The following is a 16,262-nucleotide window of genomic DNA, read 5'->3' as shown; positions in this document are numbered from 1 at the left end:
TTATCCTTGGATGAATTGTTTGGCGCGCACGTAGCGCTGCAGGCGGTCGTCCAACCCGTTGTAACCACCGTTGATGCGCTTCGTCAGTGCGCGCTGGTCGCCGGCGTCGGCCAGCTGGTTGCAGCCGTTGGCGAACCAGAACCAACCAGCCGAGCGCGCGGCCAGCCGGTCGTCGGTAGCCAGCAGCTCCGGCTGCCTGACCAGGTCAACGCCGAGCGCCTGGCCGCAGGCCATGTAGTTGTCGTGGAACGTGATCTGCTTGAGGCCGCGGCCACGGTGCCGCCAGCCATCGCCGGTGCTGGCGTCTCCGTTGCCATAGCGGCCGGCGTAGACGATGCTGGCGATGCGCTGCTGGCGCTCGAGCGGCACCATGCGCTCGCCGGCCTGGCGACCGAGGGTCTTGGCCAGCGCCGGCGACAGGCGCTTGTCGAACGTGTCCAGCAGCCCGCCCACCGAGTAATCGAAGGACTCCGCCAACGTGGAGAAGCCCTTCGATTCATGGCCGACCTGTGCAATCCAGGCCGCCACCCGGTGAGGGAGCAGGATGCCGAACTCGAACAGCGCGGCGTCGACGTGCGGCCACCAACGCTCGGCCAGGGCATCGTTGATGCCGGCCGCCTTCTGAAAGGTTGATTTATCCATGACCTCGAATTGAAAAAGCCCGCGCGCAGCGGGCAAGAAAAAGCCACCCCGCAGGGTGGCCCGTGGTGGTGCAGCTGGCGTGCTAGGCCGTGATCAGGCGGTAGGCCTCCTCCTGCGTGATGTCCAGGTCGTACTGGCTGGCCAGGGCCGCCGAGAGCTGCAGCGCCGCCGGCGGGCCGGCCACCGCCAGCTGCGCGCGGTAGGCCTCCAGCTCGAGGCGTAGGCGCCAGCGGCGGCTCACCTGGTAGAGCAAGCCATTGAAGCCGAGGCAGCGCCAGAACTGCCGCGCGTGGGTCTGCTCATGCACCAGGAGCGCGGCGCTGGTACCGGGCCGCACCAGGACCACCGGACCCAAGGTGTAGCCATCGAAACCAGCCGGGATCAGGCGCTGCGTCTGCAGCACCAGGCAGAGGGGGCAGAGGTAGAGCTTCATGCCGCCCACACCCGGTAAGGCGTGGCAGGATCCGGTGCCACCAGCATCTCGCTGAGCAGCGCCTCCTCCTCGGCCGACAGCGGCCGCTCCAGACGCAGATTCACATGCCAGCCAGGTATCGCTGCCGGCGGCGTAACCACGTTGCCATTGGCATCCCATTCGCCGCCCTGGTAGACCGTGCCCAGCGTCGAGAGATTGACGCCATCGGCCGGAGCGCGGCGCAGCTCGCCGTCCTCACCATGCGTATCGATGGTGAACCCAGCAGCAAGCAGAGCGGCGCGCGTCGCTTCGCGGTCGGTGCCGCGCAGGTAGTAGTCATGGAACATAGTCACCTCACGCTGTCAGGTTCTGGAGTTCGGCATTGGTCATGCGACGCGGGATGTAACGGACATTGCGAAGACACCCGTTAAGAAAGTCATTCGCACCGCGCCCCCAACCAAGAAGAATCTTCGATAGATTGCTCGGAAGCACACCCACCGCAGACGTCAGCGGAGCAGCGCCGTTGACACATGACGCGATTCCATCTGCTCGGTATGCCACAGCGTGCTTGAACACCGTGCCGGGCGTGTACGCCGGATGCTGCAGCCCCGTCGTCTGCTGCACGCCGCCAGCGAAGCAATTGACAGCAAGCCCACCAGATGCCTGCCGCAGGTAGAGCGAGAGCCGATCGGCAGACGAGCCGGCGTCCAACTGGATCGAATGCGCAAATCCTACAGAGGCAGGTAGCGCAGGGGCGGTGCCCTCAACGTAAATCGTCCCCTCGCTCGGGTTGAGGCCAATCTTGCTCAAGTCGGCGATGATCACGCTGTCGGCAGCGCGAGTCGCTTGCGCGGAAGTGGTTGGGATGTAGCTGGAGGAAAAGGCGCCAGCCTCGAATTGGGCACCCCAGATGTAAAGACCAGAGACACCATCAAATACAGATCCGGTTGCCGGTCCTGTGCCGGCATTGGCCCCGGCATAGTTGGAAGCTCCGCCCACCGCAACTTGCGCCGCTGTCGACGCGGCGACTCCGGTGACCGTGCAACGCCACCAACCATTGCCAGCCGGCGCCATGCTTGCGGTCAATCCAGCGCCTGACTTGGTGGCTCCCGTCAGCAGATCGAACACCGCCGAGAGATAGCCGCCCGTCAGGTTTGAGTTCAGATAGGCAGCGGTATATTCCCCAGCTTTGAAGTAACTGGAAAAGGAATAGGTGCTACCCGCCGTTGTAGGCACCGAAGGGAAATAAGCCTGGCAAACCGTAGACGTAGTGACGGAGGAAACCAGTTTTCTGGCGAGACTCCCATCCGGCGCTGTCACGGAAGGCGGCGCGAGCGTCGAACCCTGTACGTTCCAGGCGGTGAAGACGCCGGAATTCAGTACCAAATTCGTCCGCACCTCCTCCACCAGCAGTCCGCGCGCCGCCAGCGAGATCGGGTCATAGTCCAAGCTCGGAACATTGGCCGCGTCCTGCACCAGGACCCCGCCGCTATTAAAGCGCCAGCGCGCCGAGGCCCGGGTGAAGGTGACAATGTCACCGAAATTCTTATTTGTCAGCATCGTTATGCTTTCCTCTTAAACACGCCGGCCACGCCGTAAGGCCAGGTCGGGTCATCGACCCACGTGCGATAGTCGTTGGCAGAAAAATCCAGCAGCAAGGTCGGCTCGTTGGTTGCCGTGAAGTCGAGCGAAAGCGTCCCCTTCGCCAAGTCATCCGCGTCATACCGCGGGGCATTTGCCGCCATCGATAGCCCGATGCCGATCCGCATTACAGCCTCACGAAGTTACCGGCCGTGGTGCCGGTAGCGTTGATCCGGATGCAGCGGATGGGGAGATACTGGCCGCCCGGGTAGTTCAGGAACGGCACCACCACCCCGTCCTCGCGCACGGCCTGGATGTCGCCGCCGGTACCGACATAGATCGCACGCGGCAACACATCGAAATCGACGGTGTCGCTTTTGACGACCACCGCGAAGTCACGCGACGGCGAATCCAGCCCCTGCGTGTGGTACTTGAACTTGTCTTCTGCTGGCATGCAGCCCTCCAAATGAAAAAGCCACCCGAAGGTGGCGAGAAAAATGCGTTGTGTGAAGCGCTACAGCTTGATCAGATCGAGCAGGTAAGATCCGGCGCCGGTGAATAGGGTGGCGTCTGCAGATCCAATTGGGAGTGACGGGCTACGCCAGGTCCCAGACCCGGCGTTGTAGCTTAGCGTCACCTCGCGGATCAATCCGAAATCCAGGTCGAGCAGCCGCGCCTTGATCGCGTTTCGGAAGCCAGGATCAGAGACGAAAACCAAGGCTGTCTGAACGGTCGAGTCAAACGTGTACGTAGTAGTCATGAACTGCTTGATCTGCACGCCACCAAGGTACACGTCAATCTGAGGTACGAGAGAACCAATGAACGTCGGGCCACTGAACCCGATGTCCAACCCGCTGACCTCGGATGTCACGCCGCCCCAGTACGGTCGCGTCTTGCCAAGCAGTTGCGACAGCGACACCGAGGTGGCGAGACGTGAGATGCCAGCCAGACGCTTGACGTCTTCGGCGTTCAGCTCACCAACGCTAGGGTGCCGCAGCTCAGCAGCGACGTCCGTGAGCGAGATGGGCGGGACTGCTGGCGTCGTCATGCGCGTACCCCCTCCAACTGGCGCACGCGCAGCGATAGCGTTTTCACTGCCTCGATCAGCACTGGCCCAAGTGTGCCGTAGTCAACCGACAGCAAGCCGTCCGCGCCCTCAATGACCGCCTCGGGCAGCACCTCCCGCAACTCTTGCGCGATCACGCCCACATGCTCGCGCCCATCGGCCATATCGCTACGGGTGTATCGCACGCCGCGCATCTGCTCCACTAGGCCAAGTGCGCCCTCGATCGTCACGATGTCACGCTTCACGCGAGCATCCGAGGTCCACGTCACATTCAAGGAGGCCTTGAGGTAACCGGTGACCATCAAGTCCCCTTGAAACTGGAACTTGTCGGTGTTGTTGTCGGCACCCCCGCCGAACAGGTGCCGACCTGCAGCGTTGACCTGGTGCTCGGCGACAAACGTGCTGAAATCGCGCGCGGCGGCCGTGTTGCGCAACAGAGCAAAGGAACCCCCATCGACCTGCGTCTGAAACACACCGACAGCCCCGGCCTGGTCGCTCTCCACATAGCGAATCAGGGGCTGGGTATGCGTCAGCGTCGCCGTCTTGCCACTGAGGGCGTCGGCCATGAGGGCAGCCAGCGTAAGCGCGTTACTCCATGCCACCCCGGTCGCCCCGGGATTGACCGTGAACACATAGTTGCCCTTCGCCGCATAGGACGGGATCCCCGCTGCCGCCTGCGCCGCCCCCGCGTAGGTTTGCGCCTGGCTGGCCGATGTCGCCGCGGCATCTCGATAGCCCAGCACCAAGGTCGCCGTGGTCTTCACCCACAACACCACTTTCATGAACTGCGCGAGCGCGATCATGAAGCGCGTGCGGTGGCCACCATTGCCGAGGCCTGTGGTGGCGCTATCGCTGTCGTCGATGGTGACGTTGTCGCCGCCGACATCAGGCGTAAAGGTAACGCTAGTCATTAAAGCTCCTCGATTTCAAAGGCATTGCTGTGATTGCCGACAAAGACCCGCTCGATTGGGCCCAACTGACGGAGGCGGCCGAGATAGGACTGGCGCAGCAGGTTGATGGCATCGTCCTTGTCCCAGACGAGCAGGATCTCGCCATCGATGCCGGCCTTGCGCTGGATCTCGAAGATGCGTCCCAGGGCCTCATCGCGCGACAGAAAGCCCAGCGTGAAGCGCGTGACGCGCCGGCCCGCCTTGCGGTCGAAGTAGGGAGCACCACCCATTGCGCGCTGCATCCCCGTATCCGTTTCCCAACCGATCGAGGCACCCCAGTTGGCGTTGTAGATGGGCTGCCAGGCACTGCCAACGAACATGCGCCCGAACTCGATATAGCCATCCGGATTCGTTTCGTCATCCACCTCCAGGCGGATATAGCGACCGGCGATCGGCTTGGGCATCACGACCAGGAGCAGCGACGGATACTCCCTGCGCTCCTCCTCGGTAATGCTGCCGGTCCAGAAGTTGTCATCCTCCCATTCCAGCACACTGGTCGGAAACAGCGTTGGCCAGGCCAACTGCCAGTCGGGATCCCACGCCAGGTAGGTCTGCGTGGTGAAATCCATCTGCAGGCCAGGCCCGCCGTCCAGCGGCATCGTGACGGCGTTGTCATAGACCGGCTTGGTAAAGCCCGCATCGTTGGACACGCGCAAGCGCCATTTGCCGGCTGTCGACAGGTTGTGCCGCACGATGGCCACCACCGACACCAGGCGGCTGCGCCCGAGATCCAGCGTGAACTGCGTGTCAGCCTTGGCCGCCGTGGCTGTCCGCGCGACCTTGAACAGCTGCCGGTCCTTGAGGTTGTCGCGCGAGATCTGCCAGTTGCCGCCGCTCAGGCTGCCGGTATCGGCGATATTGGGATGCGCCAGGAGAACGTTCGCCACCCTACCCCCACAATGTCAGTTTCACGGTGTCGGAGTCGACACCGGCATCCAGTCCAATCACCCGCAGCAGGCGGCCTGCGAGGCCGTAGCGCGGGTGATCCAGGGCGACCACTACACCGAGGTCCACCAGGTCGCCCAGCTCCGAGAGCGGGATCTCCGCGTCGACCAGGATGCGCCGCACGCTATACAGCGCACTGCGCCTGGCCGCCTCGGCTGCGGCGTCGGCCTCGGCGACCAGGGCCGAGTCAAACGTGATCTCTTCCGACGAGGGCCACGCCATCTTGACGGCCGCGACCTCCACCGCGGTCTGCCGGTACTCCTGCGCCAGGAAGGCCTTGCGTGCCTGCGCCACGCTGCCGGCAGGCTGTGCCTGCACCGTGTAGTTGCGGCCGAAGCGCACCACCGCACGCCAGCTCGGCACGCCGGCGGAACGCAGCACCAGGCTGGTGACCGAGTTGGGCGACCAGCGCGCCACCGGCACGCCGCTCGGCGCTGTCAGGCGACCCATGCGCAGCCGGTTGACGCGATCGAAGCCGTACCAGGCGCCGATGGCGTTGGCCAACTCATCCATCACCGCCTGCGCGCTCACCTCGCCGTCGACCCACACGCCGACCGGCGCGGCATTGGCGGCGTTGAGGGCCGCTACGTCCGCGTCCTGGATGTCGCCAGCCACGATCTCCGCATCGAGGGCGAGCTGCTTGAGCAGCGCACCAGCACGCTGCTCGACGGTGCCGGCATCAGCAGTCACCTGGCCGGCCGGAGTACTCCCCAGCCGAAACAGGCCAAGCCAGCAGCGGAAGGCGCCCGCCGCCGGCGCGGTGGCCAGCAGCTCGGCCTGGCTGGCGTAGTCGGCGCCCCGTGCGAGCGCGACGCCGTTGTCGTAGACCGCGCTCACGGTGCAGGCCTGGTCCGACACCTGGTACACCAGCTTGGAGGTGTTGACGGCTTTGGCCGGCACATTGAGCACGGCGCCATAGACGCGTGGCTTGTACTGGTCCTTGAGATCGTCCTTGGTGCCCTCCACGCCGTCCGGGAGCACGTTGCTGCCGGCATACTTTGGCCGGGCCAGTGGCCGCCCCAGGAAAGCCAGGCGATCGCGTACCTGCAGACTCATGGCGCCATCATCGGCGCTCACGTCATCGAGCAGCCCCGACATCACCGTAGCCCAGCCCGACACCGGCGCACCAGGCTGGCCCACCTTCACGGTGAAAGGCCGGCCATCGAACGCATAGTCGGTGACCAGGCTGTCCAGCCCGCCGCCGGTGTTGTTCAGCCGGATCTTGCCGGCCGAGGCGCGCGAGGCGCCGTAGGTGGTCGCCCGATCGAACAGCGTGCGCGACAGCCGCGGCTGCTCGAGCAGGCGCCCCTCGAAATACGCATTGCCCGGGGTATCGGTCGGCCGCGTGGTGAAGCCTGCGCTGGAGAAGCGCAGCACCTCCACCGCCGCGGCCGAGATCCGCCAGGCGCTTACCTCTATCGCTATCGTCATTGTTTGCTCTCGTTGACCATCTCATCGAGCAGCCGGACTTGCCTGCCGGCCACCGCAACAGCCTCCTGGTGGCTCGCCTCCGCCTGCTGCATGCGCGCCACGGCCTGCGTGCGGCCGTCATCGCGCAGCGCCTGCAGCTCGGCCCTCAGTGCCTTGACTTCCTCCACCAGGGCAGCGTTGCCGCCACGGCCATACTCCGACCAATTCGGCGCCTGGTTGAGCCGGACGTTCTCTGCCCGGGTCAGCACCCGCTCGCCCTCGTGCAGCTCGGCCCGGTACCCGTCGAAAGGCACATAGGCGAGGCCGTTGGCGTGCGAGCCGTCAGGGCGGAAGGCGTTGACCAGGTCGAAGTCAGCGGCATACTTGCCACCGCTGGCGTAGTAGGCCCGCGAGGCCTCCAGGAAGGCCTGCGCGATCTGCGTCCACTGCGATCGCGCGTCAGCGTCACCACCCAGCGCCTTGGAGGATGTCTCCTCATAGCGCCGCTTGGCCTCCGCATACTGCTGTTCGGGCGTGAGCGTCGACAGGTTGCCCAGCTTCAGCCCATCCTGGAACGCCTTGACCTGGTCGCTAAAGGCCTTGGTGGCCTCCATCGCCGCGGCCGCCGCATCCGCCACCTGGCCGAACGACGGCGCCAGGTTCATCAGGGCATCAAACAGCGTCTGGCCCTCCTCCGTGCTGAGGTCCATCGACTCCACCAAGTCACGAAAACCGCGCCGGGTGGAGGGCATGACGAAGCCCAGCTCGCGGAAGCTGCCGTTCAGCTGCTCACGCAGGCGGCCGATCTTTTCCTCCTCAGAGAAATAGCCCGCGTAGTAGTCCGCCACCTTGCTGTTGAAGGCCTCCAGCCCGCCGGCCAGGTCGACCAGGCTTTGCCGTACCTGCGCAGTCGACAGCCCCAGCCCACCGAAGGCGCGCTCGGTGGTCTTGCCCAGCACCGAAGCGGCGATGTTGGTCGCCGAGAACACATCGGTGAGGCGCTGCGCAGTGTCTGAGATCGACTCGCCCTGTTTCTGGAAGCGCTCCAGCTCGGGCAGCAGCTGCCGCCCCATGGAGTTGGCCATGTCCTTGAGCATCTGGTCGACCGCCGACTGCTCGCGCAGATCGGTCCGCACGCTGTAGCTGAACGACCCCAGGCGATCGGACAGGCCTGCGCCGCCGGCGAGCTTGTCCAGGTTGCGATAGAAGCCCAGCGAGCCTTTGACCGCCCCGCCAAGCATCGCCGACTGCTGGTCATCGAGCGCCGAGTAGTCGGTCCACTTCTTGTCGCTGCGGAACCATCCCCCCTTCGCCTTCCAGTCGGTAAAGCCCTGGCCAGAGAAGCCATCCGCCGTGAACGTCCCCTCGATACCCGACGCCTGCACTTCCGGCTTCTTGCGGCCGAACAGCGCCGTGATGGTCGAGGCGCCGGACAGCAGGTTGGCAACGCGATCGCTCAGCCCGATGCCGCGCAGGAGCCGGTCGGCGCCAAACGTGGCCGCGCCGTACACCTTGCCCAGCGTGTTCACGTCGACCTTCTGGTAGTCCCAGCCCTTGGAGAACAGCGAGTCGGCCGCGGCCATCCCCGCCGCAACCCAGCCGGCAATGGGCACGGATGCCATCGCGCCGCTGAACCCGCTGGCCAGGCCTGCGCTGCTGGCGCCGGCAGAGCCTGCCGCAGCACCGAGACCGGCGGTGCCGCCCGAGAGCGACATCGCCGTGCCGGTGCCATACAGCGACAGCCCGGCATTGGCACCATACGCGACGCCCGCCGCGCCACCGCCATAGATCGACGCACCGGCGCCGGCGCCGAACATGCCGCCCGACAGAAAGCCGGCACCGCCGAACATGCTGCCGGTGGCCGCAGCACCGCCACCGCCGCCCAACCAGCCCGACACCAGGCCGTAACCCGTTTTCAGCTTGTCATAGGCACCGTACAGGTTCGAGATGCCGGAGATGGCATCCCCACCCGTGCCGCTAGTACCGCCCATGCCAAAGGCGGCGAGGATGCCGTTCTGCACGTACTGGATGGGAATGCGCAGCAGCGTGGTCTTGGCCATGTTCTTGAGGCCGTCGAAGAAGGTCCGGCCGAAGTCCTTGCCCGACTCGAAGGCCCGGAAGAACGAATCCGTCAGGCCCTGCCCCAGCTCGTTGGAGAGCCGCTTCCACTCCTCCTCGGTCTTCTTGACCTGGTCGTGGTGCGCTTCGGTGGCCTCCTTGGTGTACAGCGCATCGCGCAGGCGCTCCCGCGCCTCGATCTCCGCATCGATCGCCTTGAGCTGCTCGCTCATGGGATCCAGCATCGCAATCGCCTCCCGGCGCTCGCGCATCCGAGCCACCGTGACGGACTCGATGGTGGAAGGCAACTGGCCGTACAGGTCCGTCTCCTGGCGGACGGCCACGATACGCTGCTCGATACCCAGCAGCGTCTTCTGGTCCAGCTCAGCCTGCTGCCGATAGAGCTGGTCGTTCTGGTCCTGCAGCGCGTTGATGCGCTCCTGGCCAATGGCCGTGAGTTCGGCCTCGATGCGCACGCGCTCGCCGCGGTACTTCTGCCGCGCGGCCATTTCCTTCTTGCCGGCGGCCAGCTCCTCCAGCTGCTTGGCCTGCGCCAGCTCGCCCTGCAGCGCGGTCTCGCGCGCGTCATAGCTGCGTGCGAGCGCCTCGGACTCGGTGATCTGCCCATTGCGGCGCAGGCGGTCGACGTTGGTCAGCTCGCGCTTGAGCGTATCCTCGCGCAACTTGCTCTGCTGCTCGATGGCCGCCATCTGGCCGCCCAGCATGTTCTGGAAGGCCTTGTTGGCCTCCTCGGCATCCTTGGCGCCCCCAGCCCACTTGTCATAGGCCGTCTTGACGCGCGAGGTGTACGTGGTCAGCGTGATGGCGCCCTCGGCCAGCAGCGCCTTCTGCGTGGTGACGTACTTCTCGTAATTCTCGTTGACCCCCTTGAGCTGGTTCTCGAACTTCTGGTTTTCCGCCTCCAGCTTGCGCACGCGCTCGGCGCGCATGGCTGCCTCGGCGGCGACCAGGGCGTTTTCAAGCCGGGCCTCATCCAGCAGATCCGGGTTGTACGGGTTGGCCGCCCGCTGCGCCGGCGTGATGGCGGCATTCTTGGCACGCAGATCCGCCAGGCGCTGCTTCTGGTCGACCAGCCTGGCCGAGTCGCCCGATGGCGTGCCATCCCGGATCTCGTTGCGCTCCCGGTACTTGGCAATCTGCTTGTTCAGGTCATCGATGATCTGCTGCGTCGACTGCCCGCTGACCGCGACCTGTTTGCCCGACGAATCCACTGCCTCGCGCGCCGATTCCCGCTGGCGGGCCGAGTACATCTCCCAGGCCGTGACGCCCAGGCCCAGCACGGTCACCACCGCGCCCAGGGGACCGCCCAGCACGCCGAGGGCACGCGTGGCGATGCTGGCGCCGGCGGCACCGGCTGTCTGCGCCGCGGCCAGCGTGCGCTGCGCGGCGGCGTTGGCCTCGGTGGCCGCCGCAATCTGCAGGTTCACCCGGGCCTGCTGCTGCCCCAGCACGGCCAGCTCTGCCATCGCCGCTGAGCGCGCGACGGTCGCCGCCGTTGCCTGCAGCTCGGCCTCGCGCACCAGGCGCAGCGAGCCGGAGAGCGCGCCGGTGGCGGTCGCGGCCGCGATGGTGGCCTCGGCACTCTGCAGTGCGGCATTGGCGCTGGCCAGCTTGGCCAGCTGGTCAGCCCGGGCCACCCCAATGCCGGCGGATGTCGCGGCCGCATCAGCGACCTGCGACGCGGTATGCGCCACATCCGTCTCGATGGCCAGCAGGGTCGCCGTGGTCTGCTGGCGGGTGGCCTGCGTCAGCAGAAAGGTGGCATCAGCCTTGCGAGCGAACGAAGACGCCGCATTGAGTGCCCAATCCGCTGCCTTGGCCGCCACCAGGCCGGTGAGCGCCGCGGTCACATAGTCCAGGTTCATGGCCAGGAACGAAACGCCGTCCGCCAGCTTGCGGAACACGCCCGAGGCCTCGTTCATGTCCGAGATGCGCTTCATCAGCGCATTCTGCAGCTGGGTGAACGACTGCTCGACCGTCAGCGGCATCGAGGCAAACTCGGCGCTCAGCTGCTTGCCCGCCTTGTCGAGCGCATCCAGCAGTTGCGCCGGCACCAGCTTGCCCTCTTCGCCGAGCTTGCGCAGTTCGCCAATCGAGACGCCCAGGCCATCGGCCAGCGCCTGCGCCAGGCGCGGCGCCTGCTCCAGCACCGAATTGAGCTCTTCACCGCGCAGCGTGCCGCTGGCCAGGCCCTGCGAGAACTGCACCAGGGCAGCCTGCGTGGATTCCGCCGAGCTGCCGCTGAGCGCGATCGCCTTGGACACGTTCTCTGTGACGCGCAGGATCTTGTCCTGACTGACGCCCATCTCCTGCCCGGCCTTGGCCAGGTAGGAATACGTCTGCGCGACGCCCGCCCATTGCTGGCGCGTGCGCTGCGCCACGTCATACAGCGCCGCCTGCGTCTGTGTCGCGGCCTGCGCCGACGACGACACCAGACCGATACGCGCGGCCAGGTTGGTCGACGCGTCCGACATGCTCACCATTTCGGTGATGGTGAGACCCAGGCCGATGCCGCCGATGGTGCGCATCAGGCCATCAAACTGGCGATTCAGCGTGCCGGTGGACTCCACCACACGGCTGATCGACCCCGACATTTGCGCGCTGCTGCGGGCCACCACCGCGGCGCTTTGTTCTGCCCGGGTGGCCGACCCCTGCAGGGATTGCTCCACATCGCGCCCGAACCGCTTGGCGGTCGCGGCGCCGGCGGCCATTCCCTGGTTGTAGTCGGCCAGATCCGCGCGATACCTGACCACCATGTTTCCGAGTTCGGACACAGGCCCCTCCCCTCAATTGAAAACACCCGCCGTAGCGGGTGCCTAGTCTGTTGCGCGGCGCTTCTCCGCCTCCTCGAGGAAGACCTTGAGCGCCGCCCGTTCCATCAACTGCAGATCCGCGAACAGCGCCGCCCGCCGCTTGCGCTCGATGCCCTGGATCCGCATCACGCTCTCGACGGCCGGGTAGTTGAGTCCCGTGCGGCTCACGCCGGCCATCGAGCCAACGTGATTCCACTGGTGCTCCAGGTCGAAGAAGAGGAACAGCGACTCCTGGTTATCCGCGTAGTACAGAAAATCTTCACCGCTCGGCCGCGCGCGCACCGCCTCGAGCACGTCCGCCGGCGCGCCGATTGCCTCCAGGGCATCGGCGACGTCCGCGTCGGCCTCGAATTCATCCTCACGGGCGCCGGCCCAGTGGCGCGCGGCCGCGATCAGTTTTTTGCGCGTGCGGTGATCACGTTGTCCCAGAACGCCTGCTGCAGCGCTGCGACCACCGGCGGGATGCTGAGCAGGAACGCCTTGTTCTCCTCGTTGTATTCCGCGACGGAATTGTCGTCGGCGATCAATTCCTTCCAGTCGACCAGGACCTCCCGCGCGAGCCAGACCGGATCGTCCCGGCCCTCGACCAGCCAGCGGGCCTTGAGCAGCTCCAGCTCATCCACCGTGTAACGGGTAAAGATGGCCAGGAACTGGGATTTCTCCAGAAGGCCCTTCTCGTTGAGGATCTCGACGAGCACGCGCACGCCAAAGGTGGGTTTTACCGACAGCTTGAATGTCATGGGGATCTCCTAAGCAATACAAAAGGCCCGCGCGGTGGCGGGCCTTGTTCTGGGTTGTGGATTGTGCGACCAGGTCGCTACTTGACGGTGATGACCAGCTCGTCGTTACCCACCGAAGGGTTGATGGTGAGCGTGGAACTCATCATCGCCACACCGTCCTGGTCGGCATAGGCCAGATTCGACATCTGCACCGCCGGCGCGTCGATCTTGACGATGTTGCCGACCACCGTGCCATGCGTGATCGACAGTGCGCCGGTCACGACATCGCGCACCGTCGCCCACCAGTCCTTCGAGGCGACCGTGGTCAACTCCATGTTGATGCTGCCCGAGGACTGGCGATCGGTCTGCGCGACACCTTCGTAGCCGATCAGCGAGCGCCAGACCAGGGTATTGGCCAGATCGATCTGCAGTGCCTGCAGCGGGCCGGTGTAGCCCTGCATCGACCAGGCGGCCGTATTGGTCTTGTTGGCCACGCTGGGGCGCTTGAACTTCGTGTAATCGACGCCCGCCGGATTGGCGGCATCGGTCACCGGGCTGAAGGTGCCCAGGAACTTGTAACGCATCACCGGGATCTGCTTGGCGGTGATGTCAAACGCCACGGTGCCGATGCAACCCAGCAGCTTATGCAGCAGGCCATCGATATAGGCATAGATCGAGACCGTCTCATTGCTGCCGGTGACCGGCGCATACTTCACGTCGGTGGCCGCAGTGACGGTCTCGGACATCCCGCAGGCGCGGATCAGCGGTCCCCAGGCGGGCGCCGTGCCGGCCGCGCCGGATCCGGCCAGCTCCACTTCGAAATCCAGCTCGCTGTGGATGCCGGCCGGCAGCTGCTCGCTGTTGCCGAAGAAGGCACGGATCAGGTTGCGGGGCACGTTCTCGGCCACCAGTGGCTGGATCGTCGCCGACTTCACCAGGATGGCGTTGGCGCCGCCGGTGGGCACAGAGTCAGTGCCTGGCACCGTCTCGGTCTTCACCAGTAGCACCGTCTTGCGATTGAGCTTCGGCATTACGCTTGCTCCTCGGGTTGCGTATCAGGTTGGGCTGCAGCTGCTGCTGCATCAAATGCCGGCCCGGAGATCGGGCGGCGCTTGCCGGTGGCCGGGTCGAACTCGAACACGCCCGCCATGCCGGCGTATTCATCGGTAGCAAGCACGCCCGCCGAGTCAGGGGGCGCGGCTGCCGCAGCGTCCCCGTCCGCCGGCGCGGCGGCTCTCGATGTCTTCATGTGGATCTCCTATGCACTCAGGCTGTCGCGACTGGTGCGGTAGAACAGGTCATAGTGGACGGTGCGGGCACTGACGTTCCCGCCCAGGTTGTCGTAGCTCGGCGCATCCGAACCCAGCTCACCGAGGTCAATCAGGGCCGGATGCGTGAATGCCATCACCACCGGGTGGACGAACTCCAGAACAGCCTCGGAAATCTGCCCAGGGTCGGCATCCCGCGTCACCAGCGTGACCAGCAGCTCGGTATGTCGATCGACGCTGGCCGTGGACTCGGCACCCAGTTGCTCCTGCCCGTGGTGAACCACCAGCACGCCCTTCTTGCCACGCATGTCCAGCGCTTCGAACAGGGACCGGGAGAACGCCAGGCCCTTCCCCTGCAGCGTGGGCACAGCCTGGAGTGCCTGGAACACGCCGGCGGCCATTACCTCTCGTAGCGTGGTCATGTCGGCACCGGGTTAAGGTCGATCTTCACAAACGCGCCATCGCCGTGCTTGGCGGGCGGGCCGACCGGGTTGTAGAGGCCTGCGCTGTTGCCTTCGGTCACGTCCACCACGTCAGCTGCGGTCAGGATGCCGAACACATCGGCGCGGCCGATCAGCTGCACGCCGGTAGCACGTGACAGGCCGCTCAGCGTCTCGCCCGGCACCAGGCTCAGCAGCGCCAGCTGCTCGATGCCCCGGCCGGCCACCTTCACCATGTCGCCAAAGTCCTCGACAAAGCTGTCGAGATCCTCGTCGGCCAGCATCAGGCCGCCGGCGGCGTGGGATCGTCATCGCCCCCGCCATCCGCCCCCTTCTTGCCGCCGTCCTCGGGCTTTTCGTCCGCCTTTTTGCGCCCGAGGATCTCGACCGCGCCGGCGGCCTCCAGCGCCTCCGCCTCCTCTTTGCTCACGTCGAACTCCGCGCCGGCCTGGTGGACCTTCTTGCCGGTGTCGACCGGCCAGTTTGCTTTGACTTTCATGCTGCTCCTCGAAATGGGAACGGCCCGCGTGTAGCGGACCGTTGTGGAAAATTCCCCTTCAGCGCGAGAGCGCTTAGGCGATCGCGTTCTGGAAGAAGTACGACAGGTCCGCTGCAGTCACCAGCTCCTTCACACTCTCGCCGGCACGAACCCGGTAGCCGCCCTTCAGGCCACCGTGGTCCTTGCCGAAATCGGAGTCGGCGACGCGCTCGCCCAGCTGCGCGGTGAAGCCCCAGGTGGTCGATCGGCTGGTGTCCGATGGCACCTCGCGGTAGGTGAGGGCCGCGTGCTTGCCCCAGGTGCGCTGCAGGGCCATGGGCTGACCCTTGCGTGCGGTGTTGACGAAGGCGTCGCCAACCAGGATCTCCTCCAGCTCGAGCGCATTAGCCAGTTGCTGGCGCGAGACGCCGCCCGAGGTGCCGCCCTTGCCGTTGACGTAGTCGATGACCTTGGGGTGCAGCGTCAGCTTGGTCCAGACGGGACGACTGAGGGTCAGAACGTTCGGGCGCACCACCGGGACGTCGAGTGCCGTCAGGATTCCGCTGATCGGATCCGAGCTGGTGTAGTCCGACCACTGCGAGGATCCGCTCAAGGTGACCTTGTTGGCGTGGTTGGCCGGATTGAAGACGGTGTTAGCCACGCGCACCTCGCGGTCGAGCAGCACGAGTTTCATGACAAACTCGGCCGCGGTGGCCAGCGGGTCGACCCCCTCCGGCGCATTGGTGATGTCTTCGAGCGGCACGATCTCGTCCAGGCCGTAGTCGACCACCGAAGCGGTCAGCATCTCGCCCACGCTTTCGACTTGGTTGGGCTTGGCCTTGCGGCCGACCTTGGTGTCGGGCACGGTGAACTGGTCCACCATGTTCTGCACCAGGTATTTGAAATCGGCCTTGCCAACCGGAACGCGCGGCATGATCGCATCGGCGATCAGACTGCGGTTGCTGTAGGCGATGACCACGGCCTGAATGAGCGGCACATTGATCGGGTACGGTGCGGCGGGTGTCGGCATGTATGACTCCTGGAATTGCGAATGAAAGAGAAGAACTGCAGGCGGCCGGCGGCTTAGCCCTGGATCTGGTTGGGGCAGACCAGCACCGAGCCGATATCGCCGAGCACGCCGGAGACTTCAGCGAAGCCGATGGTGCGCATGTTGACGCCGACTCCCGGTGCCGCCACGATGGCGCGCCCGCTGGCGTCGGAGGTCAGCGGCGCGCCGCGCGTGACAGCGCCGCCATACTCGACATCCGCGATGCCGCTGCGCACGATGCTGGGGCGATCGCCAGCGACATACGCGAAGCCTTCGGTAACGCCAAGCAGCGAATCGGTGCCGGACGTACCCTGCTTGACGGCGCCGTCACTGGCGCCCTGCGCGACGATGCGGAACTTGCCGATTGCGCCATCGGCGATGTGGGTCTTGATGAGTCCCGGATTGCTCATG

20 protein-coding genes are annotated in these 16,262 nt (G+C 65.6%); all 20 read right to left on the bottom strand.

Annotated features, from left to right (window positions below):
- A complete protein-coding gene (locus AC1DQR_RS14525; protein ID WP_477133222.1) occupies positions 1-642 on the bottom strand; it encodes a glycoside hydrolase family 19 protein in 642 nt (213 codons plus the stop codon).
- Positions 643-724: 82 nt separating this feature from the next.
- On the bottom strand, positions 725-1,075 hold the full coding sequence (locus AC1DQR_RS14520) for a hypothetical protein (protein ID WP_477133221.1): 351 nt from the start codon (positions 1,073-1,075) through the stop codon (positions 725-727).
- On the bottom strand, positions 1,072-1,407 hold the full coding sequence (locus AC1DQR_RS14515; RefSeq protein WP_477133220.1) for a hypothetical protein: 336 nt from the start codon (positions 1,405-1,407) through the stop codon (positions 1,072-1,074). The genes AC1DQR_RS14520 and AC1DQR_RS14515 overlap by 4 nt, the downstream gene beginning before the upstream one ends.
- A gap of 1 nt (position 1,408) precedes the next feature.
- Positions 1,409-2,614: a phage head spike fiber domain-containing protein gene (locus AC1DQR_RS14510; RefSeq protein ID WP_477133219.1), complete on the bottom strand. Its 1,206-nt coding sequence runs from the start codon at positions 2,612-2,614 to the stop codon at positions 1,409-1,411.
- Positions 2,615-2,616: 2 nt separating this feature from the next.
- Positions 2,617-2,823 (bottom strand): hypothetical protein, encoded by a 207-nt coding sequence (locus tag AC1DQR_RS14505; protein WP_477133218.1) that lies wholly within the window; start codon positions 2,821-2,823, stop codon positions 2,617-2,619.
- Positions 2,823-3,089: a spike base protein, RCAP_Rcc01079 family gene (locus AC1DQR_RS14500; protein WP_477133217.1), complete on the bottom strand. Its 267-nt coding sequence runs from the start codon at positions 3,087-3,089 to the stop codon at positions 2,823-2,825. The genes AC1DQR_RS14505 and AC1DQR_RS14500 overlap by 1 nt, the downstream gene beginning before the upstream one ends.
- Before the next feature lie 60 nt (positions 3,090-3,149).
- Positions 3,150-3,683 (bottom strand): hypothetical protein, encoded by a 534-nt coding sequence (locus tag AC1DQR_RS14495; RefSeq protein WP_477133216.1) that lies wholly within the window; start codon positions 3,681-3,683, stop codon positions 3,150-3,152.
- The gene (locus tag AC1DQR_RS14490) at positions 3,680-4,612 is read right to left on the bottom strand and encodes a tail fiber domain-containing protein (protein ID WP_477133215.1); all 933 of its coding nucleotides are present in this window, start codon (positions 4,610-4,612) and stop codon (positions 3,680-3,682) included. Before AC1DQR_RS14490 ends, AC1DQR_RS14495 begins: the two co-directional genes overlap by 4 nt.
- Positions 4,612-5,538 carry a hypothetical protein gene (locus tag AC1DQR_RS14485; RefSeq protein WP_477133214.1) on the bottom strand — a complete coding sequence of 309 codons (927 nt, stop codon included), beginning with the start codon at positions 5,536-5,538 and terminating at the stop codon, positions 4,612-4,614. Before AC1DQR_RS14485 ends, AC1DQR_RS14490 begins: the two co-directional genes overlap by 1 nt.
- 1 nt (position 5,539) lies before the next feature.
- Complete coding sequence (locus AC1DQR_RS14480; RefSeq protein WP_477133213.1) at positions 5,540-7,027, bottom strand: hypothetical protein; 1,488 nt, start codon at positions 7,025-7,027, stop codon at positions 5,540-5,542.
- On the bottom strand, positions 7,024-11,859 hold the full coding sequence (locus AC1DQR_RS14475; protein WP_477133212.1) for a tape measure protein: 4,836 nt from the start codon (positions 11,857-11,859) through the stop codon (positions 7,024-7,026). The genes AC1DQR_RS14480 and AC1DQR_RS14475 overlap by 4 nt, the downstream gene beginning before the upstream one ends.
- A 42-nt stretch (positions 11,860-11,901) precedes the next feature.
- On the bottom strand, positions 11,902-12,192 hold the full coding sequence (locus AC1DQR_RS14470; RefSeq protein ID WP_477133211.1) for a DUF1799 domain-containing protein: 291 nt from the start codon (positions 12,190-12,192) through the stop codon (positions 11,902-11,904).
- Between the two features lie 98 nt (positions 12,193-12,290).
- The gene (locus tag AC1DQR_RS14465; protein ID WP_477133210.1) at positions 12,291-12,638 is read right to left on the bottom strand and encodes a hypothetical protein; all 348 of its coding nucleotides are present in this window, start codon (positions 12,636-12,638) and stop codon (positions 12,291-12,293) included.
- A gap of 77 nt (positions 12,639-12,715) precedes the next feature.
- A complete protein-coding gene (locus AC1DQR_RS14460; protein WP_477133209.1) occupies positions 12,716-13,648 on the bottom strand; it encodes a phage tail tube protein in 933 nt (310 codons plus the stop codon).
- Complete coding sequence (locus tag AC1DQR_RS14455) at positions 13,648-13,866, bottom strand: hypothetical protein (RefSeq protein WP_477133208.1); 219 nt, start codon at positions 13,864-13,866, stop codon at positions 13,648-13,650. Before AC1DQR_RS14455 ends, AC1DQR_RS14460 begins: the two co-directional genes overlap by 1 nt.
- Positions 13,867-13,875: 9 nt before the next feature.
- The gene (locus tag AC1DQR_RS14450) at positions 13,876-14,307 is read right to left on the bottom strand and encodes a hypothetical protein (RefSeq protein WP_477133207.1); all 432 of its coding nucleotides are present in this window, start codon (positions 14,305-14,307) and stop codon (positions 13,876-13,878) included.
- Positions 14,304-14,609 (bottom strand): hypothetical protein, encoded by a 306-nt coding sequence (locus AC1DQR_RS14445; protein ID WP_477133206.1) that lies wholly within the window; start codon positions 14,607-14,609, stop codon positions 14,304-14,306. Before AC1DQR_RS14445 ends, AC1DQR_RS14450 begins: the two co-directional genes overlap by 4 nt.
- The gene (locus tag AC1DQR_RS14440) at positions 14,609-14,824 is read right to left on the bottom strand and encodes a hypothetical protein (RefSeq protein WP_477133205.1); all 216 of its coding nucleotides are present in this window, start codon (positions 14,822-14,824) and stop codon (positions 14,609-14,611) included. Before AC1DQR_RS14440 ends, AC1DQR_RS14445 begins: the two co-directional genes overlap by 1 nt.
- 73 nt (positions 14,825-14,897) lie before the next feature.
- A complete protein-coding gene (locus AC1DQR_RS14435) occupies positions 14,898-15,833 on the bottom strand; it encodes a hypothetical protein (RefSeq protein ID WP_477133204.1) in 936 nt (311 codons plus the stop codon).
- 53 nt (positions 15,834-15,886) lie between these two features.
- On the bottom strand, positions 15,887-16,261 hold the full coding sequence (locus AC1DQR_RS14430; protein ID WP_477133203.1) for a DUF2190 domain-containing protein: 375 nt from the start codon (positions 16,259-16,261) through the stop codon (positions 15,887-15,889).
- Between the last annotated feature and the right edge of the window lies 1 nt (position 16,262).

This window comes from Cupriavidus sp. 05L411, from assembly GCF_056398045.1.
Note: the sequence above shows the minus strand (reverse complement) of the source record. Positions and strands in the feature narration are given on the sequence as shown.